Source organism: Simiduia sp. 21SJ11W-1 (assembly GCF_024138675.1).
Taxonomy (GTDB): domain Bacteria; phylum Pseudomonadota; class Gammaproteobacteria; order Pseudomonadales; family Cellvibrionaceae; genus Simiduia.
The window spans coordinates 135,409-152,018 of sequence record NZ_CP090959.1 but is presented as its reverse complement, the minus strand read 5'-3'; the positions used below and the strand labels follow the sequence as shown (position 1 = coordinate 152,018).

The 16,610-nt window shown below is 57.7% G+C and carries 15 protein-coding genes; 5 read left to right on the top strand and 10 right to left on the bottom strand.

What is annotated here, in order from left to right; genetic code table 11:
* The first annotated feature begins 61 nt into the window (after window positions 1–61).
* Window positions 62–421 carry a PEP-CTERM sorting domain-containing protein gene (locus tag L1F30_RS00760; RefSeq protein ID WP_253358286.1) on the top strand — a complete coding sequence of 120 codons (360 nt, stop codon included), beginning with the start codon at window positions 62–64 and terminating at the stop codon, window positions 419–421.
* Window positions 414–899, top strand: a complete 486-nt coding sequence (locus L1F30_RS00755; RefSeq protein WP_253358285.1) for an FAD-binding oxidoreductase — start codon at window positions 414–416, stop codon at window positions 897–899. Before L1F30_RS00760 ends, L1F30_RS00755 begins: the two co-directional genes overlap by 8 nt.
* On the opposite strand, the gene L1F30_RS00750 is transcribed toward L1F30_RS00755, so the two are convergent.
* The 6 genes from L1F30_RS00750 to yrfG form a co-directional block, all read right to left on the bottom strand.
* Window positions 900–2,408 carry a S10 family peptidase gene (locus L1F30_RS00750; protein ID WP_253358284.1) on the bottom strand — a complete coding sequence of 503 codons (1,509 nt, stop codon included), beginning with the start codon at window positions 2,406–2,408 and terminating at the stop codon, window positions 900–902. It lies immediately after the preceding gene.
* 204 nt (window positions 2,409–2,612) lie between these two features.
* A complete protein-coding gene (locus L1F30_RS00745) occupies window positions 2,613–3,740 on the bottom strand; it encodes a DUF3080 family protein (protein ID WP_253358283.1) in 1,128 nt (375 codons plus the stop codon).
* A gap of 190 nt (window positions 3,741–3,930) precedes the next feature.
* Window positions 3,931–5,481: a phosphoenolpyruvate carboxykinase gene (locus tag L1F30_RS00740; RefSeq protein ID WP_253358282.1), complete on the bottom strand. Its 1,551-nt coding sequence runs from the start codon at window positions 5,479–5,481 to the stop codon at window positions 3,931–3,933.
* A gap of 282 nt (window positions 5,482–5,763) precedes the next feature.
* The gene (gene hslO / locus L1F30_RS00735) at window positions 5,764–6,666 is read right to left on the bottom strand and encodes an Hsp33 family molecular chaperone HslO (protein WP_253358281.1); all 903 of its coding nucleotides are present in this window, start codon (window positions 6,664–6,666) and stop codon (window positions 5,764–5,766) included.
* A 72-nt stretch (window positions 6,667–6,738) separates the two neighbouring features.
* The gene (locus tag L1F30_RS00730) at window positions 6,739–7,134 is read right to left on the bottom strand and encodes an RNA-binding S4 domain-containing protein (protein WP_253358280.1); all 396 of its coding nucleotides are present in this window, start codon (window positions 7,132–7,134) and stop codon (window positions 6,739–6,741) included.
* A complete protein-coding gene (gene yrfG / locus L1F30_RS00725; protein WP_253358279.1) occupies window positions 7,127–7,810 on the bottom strand; it encodes a GMP/IMP nucleotidase in 684 nt (227 codons plus the stop codon). The genes L1F30_RS00730 and yrfG overlap by 8 nt, the downstream gene beginning before the upstream one ends.
* Window positions 7,811–8,027: 217 nt before the next feature.
* On the opposite strand from yrfG, the gene cysQ reads away from it, so the two are divergent.
* Window positions 8,028–8,870, top strand: coding sequence for a 3'(2'),5'-bisphosphate nucleotidase CysQ (gene cysQ, locus L1F30_RS00720; RefSeq protein ID WP_253358278.1), 843 nt, complete (start codon window positions 8,028–8,030; stop codon window positions 8,868–8,870).
* Between the two features lie 135 nt (window positions 8,871–9,005).
* Entirely contained in the window at window positions 9,006–9,227 is a 222-nt protein-coding gene (locus tag L1F30_RS00715) for a hypothetical protein (protein WP_253358277.1), read from the top strand.
* Between the two features lie 4 nt (window positions 9,228–9,231).
* Here L1F30_RS00715 and L1F30_RS00710 read toward each other — a convergent pair whose 3' ends face one another.
* Complete coding sequence (locus tag L1F30_RS00710) at window positions 9,232–10,116, bottom strand: DMT family transporter (RefSeq protein ID WP_253358276.1); 885 nt, start codon at window positions 10,114–10,116, stop codon at window positions 9,232–9,234.
* A 36-nt stretch (window positions 10,117–10,152) separates the two neighbouring features.
* Window positions 10,153–10,884, bottom strand: a complete 732-nt coding sequence (locus L1F30_RS00705; protein WP_253358275.1) for an ABC transporter substrate-binding protein — start codon at window positions 10,882–10,884, stop codon at window positions 10,153–10,155.
* Between L1F30_RS00705 and chrA the strand changes: the two genes are divergently transcribed.
* Entirely contained in the window at window positions 10,871–12,085 is a 1,215-nt protein-coding gene (gene chrA / locus L1F30_RS00700) for a chromate efflux transporter (protein ID WP_253358274.1), read from the top strand. The two genes, L1F30_RS00705 and chrA, sit on opposite strands and share 14 nt — an antisense overlap.
* On the opposite strand, the gene L1F30_RS00695 is transcribed toward chrA, so the two are convergent.
* Both L1F30_RS00695 and L1F30_RS00690 read right to left on the bottom strand, forming a co-directional pair.
* Complete coding sequence (locus L1F30_RS00695) at window positions 12,035–15,202, bottom strand: efflux RND transporter permease subunit (protein WP_253358273.1); 3,168 nt, start codon at window positions 15,200–15,202, stop codon at window positions 12,035–12,037. The genes chrA and L1F30_RS00695 overlap by 51 nt on opposite strands.
* On the bottom strand, window positions 15,199–16,389 hold the full coding sequence (locus L1F30_RS00690; RefSeq protein ID WP_253358272.1) for an efflux RND transporter periplasmic adaptor subunit: 1,191 nt from the start codon (window positions 16,387–16,389) through the stop codon (window positions 15,199–15,201). Before L1F30_RS00690 ends, L1F30_RS00695 begins: the two co-directional genes overlap by 4 nt.
* Between the last annotated feature and the right edge of the window lie 221 nt (window positions 16,390–16,610).

Here is a 16,610-nt window from a genome sequence, read left to right as displayed (position 1 = left end):
GCTAACCTTGCGGTTGACCACATACTTTCGGCTTACATCTTCTAAAATCCTGGACCCTTTAATGCGCCGGCTTGCCATTCTGTTTTTGCTGATCGCCCAGCCAGCACTCGGAGACGTGATTGTCGCCCCCGAGCCGGCCGAGGCCGCGCTGATGGATCCCAGCCCCGCCGAAGAAGCAGCCCCCAATTTCAGCTGGCTGAATTTGCTGGAGCAGGCCAAGGCCCAAGAGCCCGTGCCTGCAATGAACATTGGCCCCAGCTGGTATGTGGCGCCAACCCCCTCAAGCCCTGCCAGCACGGGCAGCTTTCGGCTACCGGAGCCTGGCACCTTGCTGCTGTTTGGCGCCGGGCTATTGTTGTTGCTGGTCGGCCGCAGGCTCCGTGCAAACAAGCAGCAGCGCCAAGAACAATCCGATGTCTAACCGGCAGATCATCCTGGCAGTAGCACTCTCAGGTGCGCTTATACACACAGGCTTGGCTGCAGAACTTACGCCCTTTACCACCGATGGTTGCAGCCGCTTCCCCGATGGCACCCTGGAGCAGCCCCACCTATGGCGCACTTGCTGCACAGCCCACGATGCCGCTTACTGGGCCGGCGGTGAGGCGAGCCATCGCGCCCAGGCCGATGCCGACCTCGCGCAATGCGTGGCCAACAAGGGCCAACCCTCAGTGAGTGCGTTAATGATGATGGGAGTAAGAGTGGGCGGTTCGCCGTTCATTCCCAGCAGTTTTCGCTGGGGCTATGGCTGGCCTATGTGGCGCGGCTATGCACCGCTCACCCCGGAAGAACAAGCAAAGGTACGCGCCTTGTGGCCGCAACCATTGCCACTGCCAACCTATTTGCAGGCTCCCGTCAAAACCGGGAATACCGGGGGCGCACAGGCGCACCCGGTGCCCTGACTAGCGAATAAACTTATCCAGATCGGCTTTCAGTTTTTTCAAATCGTGCTTTCTGATGTACATCATATGGCCAGATTCATAGTAGGTCATGGTGACGTTTTTCTTTAAGGCTTCAGGTAAATTCATGTGCGCGAAGTTAAATTCCGTGGCAAAAAACGGCGTGGCTAAATCGTAGTAACCGTTAGCCACAAATACCCGCATGTCGGGGTTGCGCAACATGGCGTGGCGTAGTTTGCGGCTCATATCGAAGAGGTCATCGGCGAACTCTTCGTAGTTCCAGGATTTCACACCGCCGCCTAGAATGTGATATTTCAGATCACTTTCAAACTTCAGGTCGTGGTGCAGGTAATCCATCACCGCACCCGTGTATGGGCCGTGAATGGCCATGTAGGATGGGTCGCGGTAGCCCGGCTGCGCCATGGCATCCAGCTCGTCGGTTACAAAGCGGCTATCCAGGCGGCCCACGGTTTTGCCTTCATCGCGCAGCAGGTTGTGCACAAATTCACTCATGCTGATACGCAATTTTTGCTCGCGCACGTAAGCTTCAGAGAGCCCGGTAAGCGCTGCCAGCTCTTTAATGGCACGCTCGGTTTGGGCCTCAGTTGCCCAATCGCCTTGCAGCAATACCTGTGCGTATTCACCTAGGGCAAACGCCCGTGCACGCGTGAGCGTGGCCTCAAGATCGGCCTGCAATTCGGGCGAAAGTTTTTTGTGGTACCAGGCAGTGGCTGTGTAGGCAGGCAACAAACTCAGCGGCGACATGATCTGGGTTGGGTCGTTCGGGTCGTTCTCGATGGCGAAATTCAGCACGCTCGAAATGAGCATCACGCCATTGAAATACATGCCCATGTTTTCGCTCATGTGGTGCGCAATGCCCGCCGAGCGCAAGGTGCCGTAGCTTTCGCCAATTAGATATTTAGGCGAGCCCCAGCGGCCATTGCGCGTGGTGTAAAGGCGAATAAATTCCGACACACTTTTAACATCTTCCCAAACGCCGTGAAAATCTTCCGCGCTGCCTTCACCGCCCACGCGGGAGTAGCCGGTACCTACCGGGTCTATAAATACGAGATCGGTTTTATCCAGAATGGAATAGGCGTTATCCACCACTTTATAGGGCGGCGGTGTGGGGAAGCCCTCATCATCAAACACTACACGCTTGGGGCCAAGGGTACCCATGTGCAGCCACACAGAGGCCGAACCCGGGCCACCGTTGTAGGCAAAGGTAATGGGCCGCTGGCCGGGCTTTTCGCCTTTTTTAACGTAGGCTGTGTAAAACACAGAGCCGATTTTTTCATGCGCATCGTTATACACGAAAGAAATACCGGCGGTTGCCGTGTAGCTTACGGTTTTGCCGGCAATAGTTACCTTGTGCTCGGTGACCTTCTGGATTTCCTCAGGAAACAGGTCGTCTGCTTTATTGTCCTCTTCGGCCGAGGCACTCAGGCAAGCAAGCGGCAACAGTAGCAGCACCAGGACCAGGCGCCCCAGTTGTAGGGGAATTTTGCGCATGAAAGATTCCTTTAATATCGTTTTATTAAAATGTCGGCAGGCGTAAAGCCGCAGCCTTTTGCAAAGCCCTGTAAAAGAGCCACTCACTAACAGACGAATAAACCGGGGCCAGCCTGCACAATTGCGGTAAAACGGCAAAGATTCGCGCTAAATCCCCAAGCGTGTGCAGCCACCCCGCACTTAAGGCAAGCAACCTACAGTTTGCTAGCCGGAAGAATCCGCCCCCGGCATTCGCCCGCATTGCCTGAGTTGTGTTTGCCAAAACTGCACATGTGCGCGGGTGGCCCGGTCGAACCGTGCCGCCGTGCTAGCCGGCGCGCTTAGATCCCACACTTGTTGCCAGTACCGCACTAGCGCATCAGGCAGTGCACCCGCAGTATAGGCGCCCGCGGGTGCGCTTGGTGAAGCAGCAGGCTCCAGTGCCATCAGCGCCTGCAGCGCCGCCCCCAAGCGCCAGCGACGCTGGCTAATCTGGCTGAGCCAAGGTTGGATTTCGCCCACATAAAACAGCTGGAACACCCGCTCCATGGTTTTTCCGCGCTCGGTCAGGCGCCCCTTGGGGCACAGCGGGCGCCTGGCGGCTGCACGCACCAATTGTTGATTGAGTTGCTCCAGCCATTGGCCGCCCGTGGCCATATCGGCCGCCAAACGGCCCGCGCCATTGTAGGCGCCAATGACTGCCAGTCGCTGCTCCAGCGCCGTTGATGCGTGGCTAAAATTCCGAGGCTCGGGGCTGCCTGCGGCTTGCAACTGCTCGGCGAGTAATGCCTGCAGTTCGCGCAGGGCCTGCGCCTGATTGGCGCTTGCCACCAGTACTTCGCCTGGCCTCTGCGCACCCGAAAACAACTGCTGAAACTCGGCACTGCCCCAAGTGACATTGGCGCGGGCGCGCAAGAGAAATGCCTGTTTGGTTGCGCTGGCCTGCACCAGTGCTGCGCGCAATTGACCGGCCGGCAGGCTTTCGATACAGGCTCTGGCCTGCGCAATAAATTCCAGGTGGTATACCCAGCGAAGGCTGGGTGGCTGCAATCGCCCCAGGCTACTGTTGCGCTCACCCAGCAGCCGCTGCAGCTCGCAAGGCGACAGACGCAAAAAATCCAAGAGATCAATTTGAAGTTCCGGCTCTTGATACAGCAACGCCCGCTCTGTTGGGTAGCGGCTGGGCGGCGTGATGACTATTGGGCGGCGCTCAAAATCAAACACATTCGATAGCCGATAGTGGTAGTTTTCAAACTTCGCCTCTATCCGCTCGTTTTTCACACAGGCGGGTATCAGTACCGTACCGGCTAACGCACAAAGCATCACTGCCACACGCAGCAAACGTACATTCATGTGAAACGATTTATGATGTTGATATGGCTCACTCCGGATTGCATCTTCCTTCAAAGGCTCAGGCCTTCGCCTAGCTTTGAACAAAAGGTATAGCAGCATTCACACAGATCTTTTATTTACGCCCACAAAAAAGGGGTGCTACTTGCACCCCCGTTTTGTTTGCACCGCTTGGGCGAGCTGGAAAGCTGCCTTATGCTTTAGGTCCGGCCGCTTCTACGTCGGCAGATACCTTAAACTTGGTAATGTTTTTTGCGAACAGGCCGGCAAGTTTTTGGGCTTGCTCGTCGTAGGCCGCTTCGTTGTTCCACGCCTTGCGCGGGTTCAGGTACTTGGCGTCTACACCTGCCACTGCAACGGGAATTTCCAGATTCAGCTGCTCCAGATGCTCGGTGGCCACACCTTCGAGTGAACCGTTCTGAATGGCCGCAACCACGGCGCGGGTAACAGGAATCGGGAAGCGCTTGCCCGTGCCGTTAGCACCGCCGGCACCACCGGTCCAACCGGTGTTAACCAGGTAAACCTTGGCTCCAAATTCTTCAATGCGCTTCATTAACAACTCGGCGTATTCACGCGCCGGGCGCGGCATGAAAGGCGCACCAAAACAGGTTGAGAAAGTGGGGTTAATACCGGCCTCTGCGCCAAGCTCGGTAGAGCCCACGCGTGCAGTGTAGCCAGATAAAAAGTGATACGCCGCAGCCTCTTTAGACAGGATAGAAACCGGCGGCAATACGCCGGTAACATCGCAGGTTAAGAAGATGACATTTTTTGGCTCGCCGGCGCGGTTCTCTTCAACGCGCAGCTCCACGTGCTCAAGGGGGTAAGAGCAGCGGCCGTTCTCGGTGAGGCTGGTGTCGCAGTAGTCGGCTACGCGTTTGTCGTTAACCACCACGTTTTCAACAATGGCACCAAAGCGGATGGCATCCCAAATTACGGGCTCGTTTTTCTGCGAGAGATCGATGGTTTTGGCGTAGCAACCACCTTCCATGTTGAACACCGCGCCCTTGGCCCAGCCGTGCTCGTCGTCGCCAATCAGGTAGCGCTCGGGGTCCGCAGACAGGGTAGTTTTACCGGTGCCAGACAATCCGAAAAACAAGCAGGTGTCGCCGTCTTTGCCCACGTTGGCAGAGCAGTGCATAGGCATAACATCCACTGCCGGCAGCAGGAAGTTCTGCACAGAAAACATGGATTTTTTCATTTCACCGGCGTACTTCATACCGGCAAGCAGCACCTTTTTCTGGGCAAAGTTAATGCACACAATGCCTTCTGAATTGGTGCCGTCGCGCGCGGGCTCACACTCGAAGTTGGCCGCGTGCAGAATTTGCCACTCGTCTTTGCCCTTGGGGTTGTAGCTGGGCGTGCGAATGAACATATTGCGCGCAAACAGGTTGTGCCAGGCGGTTTCGGTGGTCACGGTCACGGGCAGGTAGTGATTTTCATCCTCACCCACGTGCAACTTGGAAACAAAGCGGTCTTTGCTACCCAGGTAATCTTCCACCCGCGCCCAGAGGGCGTCGAACTTATCGGCATCGAAGGGGCGGTTTACATTGCCCCAATCGATAGCGGCTTCGGTGGTGGGCTCTTTTACGATGAAGCGATCGGCAGGTGAGCGGCCAGTGCGCTCGCCGGTCACTGCCAGCAGGGCACCGGTGTTGGTCAGGCGGCCTTCACCGCGTTGGAGCGCTTGCTCAATCAATTGCGCAGAGCTGAGATCCGCGTAGACGGTCGCAGTGGCTTGGGTCATTTCTCTCGTCCTGTCAGCATTAATGCATTAACTATTAATGACAGTCTGGCTCGCATTTGTTGCAACGCGACTGTCAGTCTAGCGGTCGGCAGGGCCGCCGGCTGAGCTAACCAAAGAATAGCCCCTGGTTAGCCACCCCCAAGTCTTTTTGCCCGGGTTTTACGGCAGCGGTCGTGGCCGCCACCTTGTAATGTGACTTTTAAGGTGGCGCATTATGCCAGACTTCATTCACACGAGCGATAGTGAATGGTTTAGGAATAACCAAACTTATGTTTGGCCGGATCAATGTACCGTGGGCGGTAGATCCTCGAGGTGGGCGCGAATTTGCGGTTCGTCGAAGCGGTATTGCTGGTTACAAAACTGGCAGTCGATGGTTATATGTCCTTGTTCTGTAAGGATTTCATAGAGCTCATCGCGATTTAATTGGGCCAGCGCATTAAGGCTACGCTGCTCTGAACAGGTGCAGGCGAACTGTAATGGCTGAGGATCAAACAGCCGTACGGCCAATTCATTGAATAACCGGTATAACATCTGTGAATGGTCAAGGTACAGCAATTCATCTGGCTTTGCAGTGTGAGCCAGTGCCACAACGGTATCCCATTGCTCTGCATTGGCCTGTTCATCGGCCACCAATTGCTTGGGAAGTGCCTGCACCAACAGCCCTCCGGCGCGCTTGCCATCGGCGGCCAGCCACAGGCGGGTAGCCAACTGTTCCGATTGGGCGAAATAGGCATCCAGGCATTCGGCCAGGGTGGGTTTATCCAACGGCACTATGCCCTGGTAGCGCTCGCCCTTTTCCGGATCAATGGTGATGGCCAGCACCCCCTTGCCCAGCAAGCCGGCAAGGGAGGTATCAGCACCCAGCACAAACTCACCACCCACAGGTTGGCGGGCAATGGCGCGCAGGGCCTTGTGGCGGCTGCACTCAGCCATAATCAGCGGTACCGGGCCATCGCCCTGGGCCTGCAGGGTGATGATGCCATCGAACTTCAAGGTTGAAGACAGCAAGGCCACCGCCGCCAGCATCTCGCCCAGCAGCTGTTGCACTGGCGCAGGCGCGGGGTTGTTTTCCAGCACTTCGCGGTAGGCCGCCGCCAGGGTGACCTGTTCGCCGCGGATGTCGCTGCCTTCAAAAAGAAAGCGCTGCATGATGTCGGCCGTGGCCGCTGTTTGATCGTCAGACATTTACTCAAACCGTTTAGCTAAAGTCGTAAGTTTACACCAAGGCCCAAGGCCAGACGGCCGGTGCGCTTGGGGTTAATCGTCGCTCTCATCCACTGTGCGGCGCACAAAGCGGTGAATTTGCCGGCGCTGCTTTTTATTGGGCCGGCCGTCTGTGTGAATTTCGCCGGCCATGGCCTTGCGGGCAGATTGCTGCTCGGCGCGCGCCGCCAGGCTCGCCGCGGTTTCGCGGTATAACAGCGCGGCCTCCGGTGCACCACGGCGCTGGTCAGACAACACCAGCACTTCCACTATTTGCTCGTCAAAGCCGCGCCTGATGGTGAGTTCCATGCCTACGGTGATGTCTTTACTCACCTTCGGGCGCTCGCCGTTTACGCGCACCTTGCCGCCCTCTATGGCGCCTTTGGCGAGGCTTCGGGTTTTAAAAAAACGCGCCGCCCACAGCCATTTATCAAGCCGCAGTTTATCCATTGGCAAGCGCCTTGAGCGCCGGCAAGAGTTCGTCGAAGTGGTCTATGGCCGGGTAGCCTTCCAGCCTGCGCGGCACCTGGCTGTCTGGCTGGTGAATGCCCAGCAGGTGGCCAATGCCATAGGCGCGCGCGGAATCCAGCACGCGCACTGTGTCGTCGATAAACAGCGCGCGCGCCGGATCGAAGGGGTCGCGCACCTGTAGGGCATGCCAAAAGGCCTGCGCCTCTTTGGGCTCTTTGAATTCGTGGGATGAAATAATGAGATCCAGCCACTGGTCCAGGCGGGTAACCTCAAGCTTTAAATCCAGCCCCGAAGGGTGCGAATTGGTAATGAGCACCACTTTTTTGCCAAGGCCTCGCAACAACTCCAGAAATTCACCCACGTGGGGGCGCAGCTGGATCTTGTGTTTGATCTCCGCCTTCAGTGCCATGATGTCCACCTCCAGCATCTCGGCCCAGTAATCCAGGCAATACCAGTTAAGGGTGCCCTCAATGGCGCGAATGTGTTCAAGGATGTAGGCGCGAATTTCTTGCTCGGGCTTGCCTTTCAGCTGCGCCATGCGCGCGGGCAGGTGGTCTAGCCAAAAGTAGCTGTCGAAATGCAAATCCAGCAGGGTGCCGTCCATATCCAGCAGTACTACATCAATGGCCTGCCAGTTGAGCGCGGGTGCGGGCATCAGTTCATCCAAGTGCGTGAAAATTGGGACGCACATTGTAATCAAAGGGCGCCGCATCCGCTAAAATTATCGGCCCGGGAGTTGAGCAATTGCCGATCACGCGGTGCAGCGCGCGGATGCAGTGCCTTTGCGCCGGAACAAGGCGTACGCCCGCCCAACTAACGCCCAAGCCCGCTTTGCTCTACACTGGCGGCCTTTCAACCGAATGGAGTTTCACGTGCAAGCCTTGGATGCCCAACAAAAATCAACCCTGCTGGCGGCGCTTATTCCCCTGATCAAACACGCAGGCGAGGCCATTCTTGCGGTGTACAACGCGCCGGAAACCCCAGAGGTGAGCCACAAGCAAGACAAGTCGCCACTCACCCAGGCAGATCTGGCCGCCCACCACATTCTGGTTGAAGGCCTGCAGCCCCTGCTACCGGAAGTGCCGGTGCTGTCTGAGGAATCGCGCCTGCCCGACTACGAGCTGCGCGGCGGCTGGCACCGCTATTGGCTAATAGACCCGCTCGACGGCACCAAAGAGTTCGTCAACCGCAACGGTGAGTTCACCGTTAACATCGCATTGATTGATGAAGGGGTGCCGGTGCTGGGGCTGGTGTACGTGCCGGTTAAAGGCGTGCTCTACTTCGGCGGCCACGGCATTGGCGCCCACAAAGACACAGGCCAAGGCCCCAACGCCATTAAGGCCCGCACGGTGAAATCTGCCCTTGAGGCCGGCGAATCCATTGCGCTGGTGGCCAGCCGCAATCACGGCGCAGAGGCCGTTCAAAAACTGATGCAGCGCCTGGAGGCCGATACCGGCAAACCCGTGCTCACCCGCAACATGGGCTCTTCATTGAAGCTGTGCCTGGTTGCAGAGGGGCTGGCCGATCTCTACCCGCGCCTGGCGCCCACCAGCGAGTGGGATACCGCCGCCGCACAGGCCATTGTGGAGGCCGCCGGTGGCGTGGTGGTAGATGAAGACTTCAAGGTGCTGCGCTACAACCAGAAGGCCGACATCCTGAACCCCTTCTTCTATGTGATTGGCGACACCAAGTACCCCTGGCAAGCACTGCTATAAGTGGGCAGGCCCTGTTATAGGCCAGCACATCGCAGCCGCGCTTTGCCCTAAATAACTTATTGATCTTGATAAACCCGCGCACCCCCGGCGGGCTTGGCTATGCTTGATTAAAGTCGCCAATCACCGGGAGCAACCATGGCCAGAGCCCAACGCGAATGCCATATTGGGGTGGGTTACCACCGCACAGACGAAATGCGCGCGAAACTGATTCGCGAAATCACAGGCTTCGAACGGCAATTACAGGCGCTGCAAATCCGCTCGGGCCCGGTGGATTTCTCACTCTTGCAAACCTATAAAGAGCTGATTGCCGCCCGCCAAACCCTACTGAAAAAATTGCCCCACGCCACCCAAGGCTAACCGCTCACGCCGGCGGCCTTGGGCTTGCGGGCGCCGGGTCGTCACCCAGCCAAAGAATCCAGCAGGCGCTCGCCACTACCAACACCACGCCTGCCAAGGTCCAAAGGCCTGGCACCTCGGCCCAGAACCACCAGCCCCACAGGCCTGCAAATACCACACTCAAATAGGATACCGGCGATAACACGCTGGGCTTAATGGCGCGATATGCCTGGGTGTACAGCCACAAAGCCAGCGTCAGACCCAGCCCCAATACCAACAACAAACCCCACACCCACAGGGGCGCAGGCCCAATGTGCCAAAGCGCCAGCGGCAGGCTGCCCGCCAGGGCAATGCAAAAGTAATACAGCAACACCGATTCACTCGATTCGGTTTTGGTGAGCAGGCGGGTAGTAATCATGCTGGTGGCCATCATCAGTGCGGCAAACAGCGCCGCCAAATGCCACAGGCTCACGCTGGCAGGCCAGGGCCGCAGAATTACCAGCACCCCCAGAAACCCTAACAACAAAGGCCCATAGCGCCGCGCTGGCACCCGCACACCCAGCGCCCACAGGGCGATGAGTGGCACCAAAAGCGGCGCGCTGTTGCGCAACAAGGTGGCATCCACCAGCGCCACATGGGCAAGGGAGGCATAGTAGGCATAAAACGCCAGCAAGCCCGCCAAACCACGCACCAGATGCAAAAGCGGCCGCCGGGTAACAAAGGCCCGGCCCCGGGTGCGCCACACCAAGGGCAGGTACAGGCACAAACCCACCAGATACTGGCTGGCCACCACCAGATGAACAGAGACATGGCTCATGGCAAGCTTGGAGCCAGCCGCCACCAGGCTTGCCACCAATGAGGTCAGCAGGCTGTAGAGCAGCGCCCGGTGCAAGGCGTTATTGGGTAGCAAGTTCACCTCGAAGGGGTAGGGGCAAGTGCGCGGATATTAGCGCAAGTAGGGTTCGAAATTCGGAAAGCGGCGCACCAGCTCACCGCTTTTTTGCAGCTTTAGAATTGCGGCATTCACGCGGCGCTGTAACACGACGCCTTTGGCATTGTTGAGAAAGCTATAGCCCAGGTATTTGTGATCCAACATGGCCTTGGGGTCAAAGCTCAGCATGGGCAAATTGCGCAGGCTACACACCAATTCCACTTCGTTTTTGCTCATGATGATGGCATCTACCCGCCCGCTGGCGAGCATGTTGTAGAGTGCCTGGGCATTAATTGCCCGGTGCACAAACAAGCCCGGCACATCATCAAGGGGCAAACTGAGCCGGTAGGCCTCAAGAATGCCCAATCGCTTGCCTTGTAAATCCGCCAGCTGGGCCAGCGCCGGTTGCCCGCTGGCAGTGAAAATAAAAAACTCAACGCGCATAAGCGGCGAGGAGTAGAGCATATCTACGTCAAAATGATTGGGCAGCCACGAGGGGAAAAAGGCATCAACGGCTTTGGCCTCCATCATGCGCTGGGCGCGGGCATGGGAGAGCACCTTCATGGTGGATTCAATGTCGGCATGGGCCATCAGCAATTGATGCATATCCGCCAGCAGGCCGCTTTGATCTGCCTCCAGATTCACAGGAATGCGCGGTGCCACAAACGAGGCCTGCAGGGAAGCCTGCTGGCCAAGGCAAGCGCCTGCCACCACAATCAGCAATAACGCCGTGGTGAGTTTGATCATCGCGCCCAAGTCCGTATTATTTTCATTCACCCAATTTAGCACACTCGCACAGGCCACCATGAATCGCAGCCTTGAGATCTTTATAGAATTTTTGCGCCTCGGTTGTACGAGCTTTGGCGGGCCGGCGGCTCACATCGGCTATTTCCAGCGCCGCTTTGTTGCCGAACTCCACTGGGAATCCGATACCCGCTTCGCCAATACCCTTGCGCTGTGCCAGTTTTTACCCGGCCCCAGTTCCAGCCAGCTTGGGTTTGCCATTGGCTACCATCGGGGCGGCCTGGCCGGTGCCTTGGCGGCCTTTGCAGGCTTTACCCTGCCCTCGGCGGTGCTCATGCTCGCCGCAGGCCTGGGCGCCCACTGGCTGCTCGCGCCCGGGCTCTGGGCCTACGTGATTGCCATGCTGCAGCTGGTAGCTGTGGTGGTGGTGGCCGATGCCGTGCTGACGCTTGGCGGCCGCTATTGCCAAGGTGCAGGCAGCCGGTGGCTTGCCGGACTGTGGTTTTTGGGCTTTTTGATCCTGCCGGCTCAGCTGCCGCTGCTGTTGCTGGCCGCGCTGGTAGGCGCGCTCACCGGGCGCCGCACTCCCTCCGGGGTGGCCGCCGGGCGCGGCATTCGTTGGGGCTGGCTTGCCAGTGCGGCCACCATTGCCCTGGCGGCCGCCGCACTCAGCGGTGGTGAAGGTAGCCTTGCCCATAGCGCGGGCTTTGCCCACGCGGGCCTTTGGGTATTTGGCGGCGGCCATGTGGTGCTGCCCATGTTGCAGCACCAGTTCCCAATGGTTGATAGCAGCCAGTTCTTGGCGGGCTACGGGTTGGCGCAGGCATTACCCGGCCCGCTATTTAGCTTTGCCGCATTTTTGGGCACCCAGGTATTCGCCCAACCGCTTTTGGGTGCTCTGGTGGCGCTGCTTGCGATCTTTGTGCCGGGCTTTTGCCTGTTGCTGGCGCTGTTGGATCACTGGCAGGCACTCACACAGAAACCCCGCCTGGCAGGCGCAGTGGCGGGGCTTAATACTGCGGTGGTGGCGCTGCTGGCGGCGGCGCTGTGGCACCCTGTGATTAGCCACAGCCTGTTTACCCTTGCCGACCTGGCCTTGGCGCTGATGGGCCTGTGGCTGTTGCGCGCGCGCAAATTGCCCGTGCTCGCGCTGTTAGGCCTTGCCGTCGCTGTGGGCCTCGGGCGCGGGTTCATCGCCCTCTAACCAGCCAAGCCGTTGCGCCAAGGCGCGGCTGCCGTGTTTTAAGCGGTGGCCGCCCAGATACAGGCACGGCACCAGAATCAAAGTAACCGTAGAGGCCAGCAGCACGCCAAAGGCCAGCGAGATCACCATGGGAATCAAAAAGCGCGCCTGCACGCTGGTTTCAGCCATGATGGGCACAAGGCCGATGAAGGTGGTAAGCGAGGTGAGCACAATGGCGCGAAACCGGGCCGCACCCGCCTCTGCCACGGCCTGCAATACGGCCATGCCTTGCTTACGCATATGGTTGATGCGATCAATCAATACCAGGTTGTCATTCACCACCACGCCAGAGCAGGCCAAAAAGCCCAGCATCGACAACATGCTTACCTCGCGCTGCATCAACCAATGGCCAAGCACTGCACCCATAAAGCCAAAGGGTATGGCCGACATCACCAGCAGCGGTTGGCCATAGGATTTAAAGGCAACGGCCATCAGCGCGTAGATAACCAGCAGCGAAATAAAGAAATCCCGAATCAGCTCTTGCATGAATTCGTTCTGGGCTTTCATGTCGCCGTCTACCTCAAGCCGGAAACCCGTGAACTCGCGGCGCCATTGATCGCCGTTGCGGGCCATCAAATCCTCCACAATGGCGAAGGCCTCAGCTGAGTTATCGCTTTCCAGTTCTGCGGTAACCGAATTGGCACGCTGGCGGTCTACGCGGTTAATTTCGCTAAAGCCTTTTACAAAATCTATCTCGGCCACGGTTTCCAGTGGCACCGCAACACCACTGCCGGTGCGGATGCGGATACTTTGCAGGTGGTCAACACTTTCGCGCTCGGCGGCCGGGTAGCGCACCATCACGCGCACGTCTTCTTTACCACGCGGAATCCGCTGGGCCTCGGCTCCATAGAAACCCTGGCGCACTTGGCCTGCCACATCTTGCAGGCCTACGCCCAATAATTCGGCATCGGGCTTGAGCGATAACTCAAGCTCCGAGCGCGCGGTTTGCAGGCTGTCTTTCACATCTTTTACACCCGGGTAGCGCGCAAGCGCCTCTTTAACAGCATCGAGCGCTTGCTGCTGGCGATCCAGATCATTCTCGCTAATGGATACACGCAGGCGAATGGCTTTGTCGCGGGCATTAATAGTAAAGCCCACATCCACATCAATGGATTTATCTACCGCACCAATTAATTCACGCCAGCGCTCGGCCACCGCGCGCGAACTCACTTCGCGTGTTTCTGCATTTACCAACGCCAAACGCACCCGAATGCTGGTAGGCGTTGCCCAGGATTCCACGCTTTTGATAAATTCACTGCTGCCTTCGTTCGCGGCAATGAGCTTGGGGTCTGCTTTTAATTGCTCTGCGGCCTGCTCAACGCGCGTTTGCACGGCGCGGCTGTACTCAAAGGGCAGGCCGTCTTCAAGGGTGATGGCTGCGCGCACAAAATCGCTGGGCACCTGCGGCATGAACGATTGCTTCACTACGCCCGCGTTGTACATGGCCATCACCACAACAAACAGCGCCACAAAGGTTGCAATAGGCACAGACACATTTTTCAGGCAGCGCACAATAAAGGGGTGGTAATAGTTTGCAGCGCAGTGCGCTAATTTATCGGCAAAAAAACCGCGCACCTGCGCAAGCTTTTGCATGGGGTAAGATTTCGCCGGGCGTTCAGGTTTAAGGTGCGCCAGGTGCGCTGGCAAAATCAGCATGGATTCCACCAGCGAGAAGGCCAAACAGGCAATCACGATTACCGGAATCGGGTAGACGATATCCCCCAGCTCATTGGGAATAAAAAGCATGGGCACGAAAAAAATCATGGTAGACACCACGGCAAAAAATACCGGGCCCGCCACCTGTTTGGCACCGCTGGCAGCGGAGGCATTGCCCTGCATCCCCTTTTGCTGGGCGGTGTAAATACTCTCACCCACGATAATGGCATCGTCTACCACTATGCCTAAAATCAGCAGAAAGGCGAACAGGCTGAGCATGTTAAAGCTCACACCCAGGCTGGGCATAAACCACATGGCACCGGCAAAGGCCACCGATATACCGGCACACACCCAAAGCGCAAGCGCCGGGCGCAAAAACAACATTAACACCACAAAAACCAGCACCAAGCCGCTGGCGGCATTACTGGTTAATAAATCCAGGCGGCCTTTAAATACCTTCGACCAATCGCGGCTTATCTCTAGTGCCATGCCCGCGGGCAATCGGTTTTGTACATCGTGCATGTATTGCTGCACGGAATCGGCAGAGGCCAGCACATCGGGGTTTTCTGTAACATAAAGCTCAATAAAAACCGCAGGCTTGCCTTGAAAGCGGGCGATGAAATCTGTTTCGGTAAAACCGTCGGTAATGGTAGCTACATCGCGCAGGTAAAGTTGCGCACCTGACTCCAGCGTGCTGATAACAATGGCGCCGAACTCGGCGGCGGTGTAGGCCTGGCCGCGGGTTTGAATTTGAATATCGCCCTGCTCACTGCGAATCAGTCCAGCCGGCAAATTAACGGAAGCGCGCCGGATGGCACTCACCACCTGATCAAAGGTAAGGTTGTATTGGCGCAGTGTATCTTCACTGATTTCAACAGAGAGCTCATCGGCGCGGGTGGTATCCACCTCAACAATAGACACGCTTGGCAGCAAGGCCATTTCATCGCGTATCCACTGGGCGGTTTCTTTTAAGGCGCGCTCGTCTACCTCACCGTAAAGCGCAAGGCTCATCAGCTCGCTTTGGAACAGACGCTCGCGCACTTGCGGGCGCTCGGCATTCACCGGAAAGGTATCAATACTATCGACTTTGGTTTTCACATTGTTCAATAGCCGCTGGGTATCGTAACCACCGGCCACCTCTACAATAACCGTGCCGCCGTTTTGCCTCGCGCGGCTGCTGATTTCCTTAATGCCATCAAGGCTTGCCAGGGCCTCTTCTATGCGAATGCAAATTTGCTCTTCCACTTCGCGGGGGCCGGCGCCGGGGTAGGGCACAGAGATTTCAATACTGTTGGCCAGCGCACCGGGGAATACTTCCTTATTGGTATTGGCCACACTCAAGCCGCCGCCAATTAAAATCAATGCCATTAATAAGTTGGCGGCAATGGGGTTTTCAACAAACCACTGAATCAACCGATTCATGCCTCGCCCTCAGCTGCCGCCGCTGGAACCGGCAATTCGGGTACATCTTCAACAACAGGTTCCACGCGAGCGCCGGGTTTTAAATACCCCTGGCGGCCCGTGGCCACGCGATCACCGGCTTCAAGTGGCAGGCGTACCCAGGCAAATTGCGCGTTGGATTTAAGTACATCAGCGCGCACCACACGCACTTGATTAGTGGCATCTACCAATACAACCTGGCGATCTTTATAGAGTGCGGTGCGCGGAATTTGCACCACATTTTCAATGGCGCGGCCGGCAATTTCAGCGCGTACAAACAGCCCCACTACCAGCGGTTTATCGGGGTTATCCTGCTTTCGGATTTCAGCCACCGCGTGATACATACGCGTTTGGGTATCCAGACTTGCCTCGGTGCGGCTCACGCGCCCACGCCATTCACGCAACTCACCCGCCACTGTGCCCCGTACAACAACAGGCGTGCCCTCACCAGGCGCCGCCCGGTAACCCAGCGGCAAATCCAGCAGGGCAATTTGCCCATCGGTGAGCGGCAATCGCACTTCTACCACTTCGCTATCAAACACCCGCGCAAGTTTGCTACCCGGCGCTACATATTGGCCGCGGTTTACGTGTATATCCCGAATGCGCCCGGCAAAGGGCGCGCCAATGGCCGTTTTGGCCAGGTCTAACTCGGCTTGGCGCAAATCCGCCTGGGCTGCGGCCACGCCCGCCTCTGCCGCCTTCAGCTGCGGTTCGCGCAAGAACAGCGCATTGGCTTCGGCGTTGCCCAAATCGCGCCACTCGCGCCTGGCCTGGCGCGCGCGACCTTTTTCTGTGGCCAGCAGTTGCTCGGCCTCGGCCACCCGCGCCTTGGCGCGAATGGTGGCAAGTTGATAGTTGGCCGGATCTATTTGCACCAGCGCCTCGCCCGCCTCAAAAAACGCGCCGGCCACAAAATTGTCGGCCACCGATTGCACCCGCCCGGCTACCTCGGCAACCAAGTCGATTTCACGCAGGGGCGTTAGCGTGCCCTGGGAGTAAACCGCAAGGGCCTGGGTTTGTGCGGCTGCCTCCACCACCGGCACCCGCACCAAAGGGGGCTCTGGCGCAGGCCGGGGCGTGGGTTTGGGCTGCAACAACACGATGGCAGCGGCAACCAAGGCGCCACAGCCTAAAATCAACAGCCACTTGAAGCGATCTGGCAGGTGCATTCAACTCTCCTGAGAAGGGTGTATGGGCCGATTGTAAGCAGCCCCGACCCCTGATTCACATGACTTTACGCAACTTCACCCAACCCAGACCGGCCAGCGGCCGGGTTTGTTCCCTTCGTCACAGATTACCGGCAAATACAAGGCTGTTTTTGACGCCCCATTTGCGCATAATGCGCCAGCCGGCGCGCAGCGTCTGCACACTGAGCTGATTGGGTATAAGA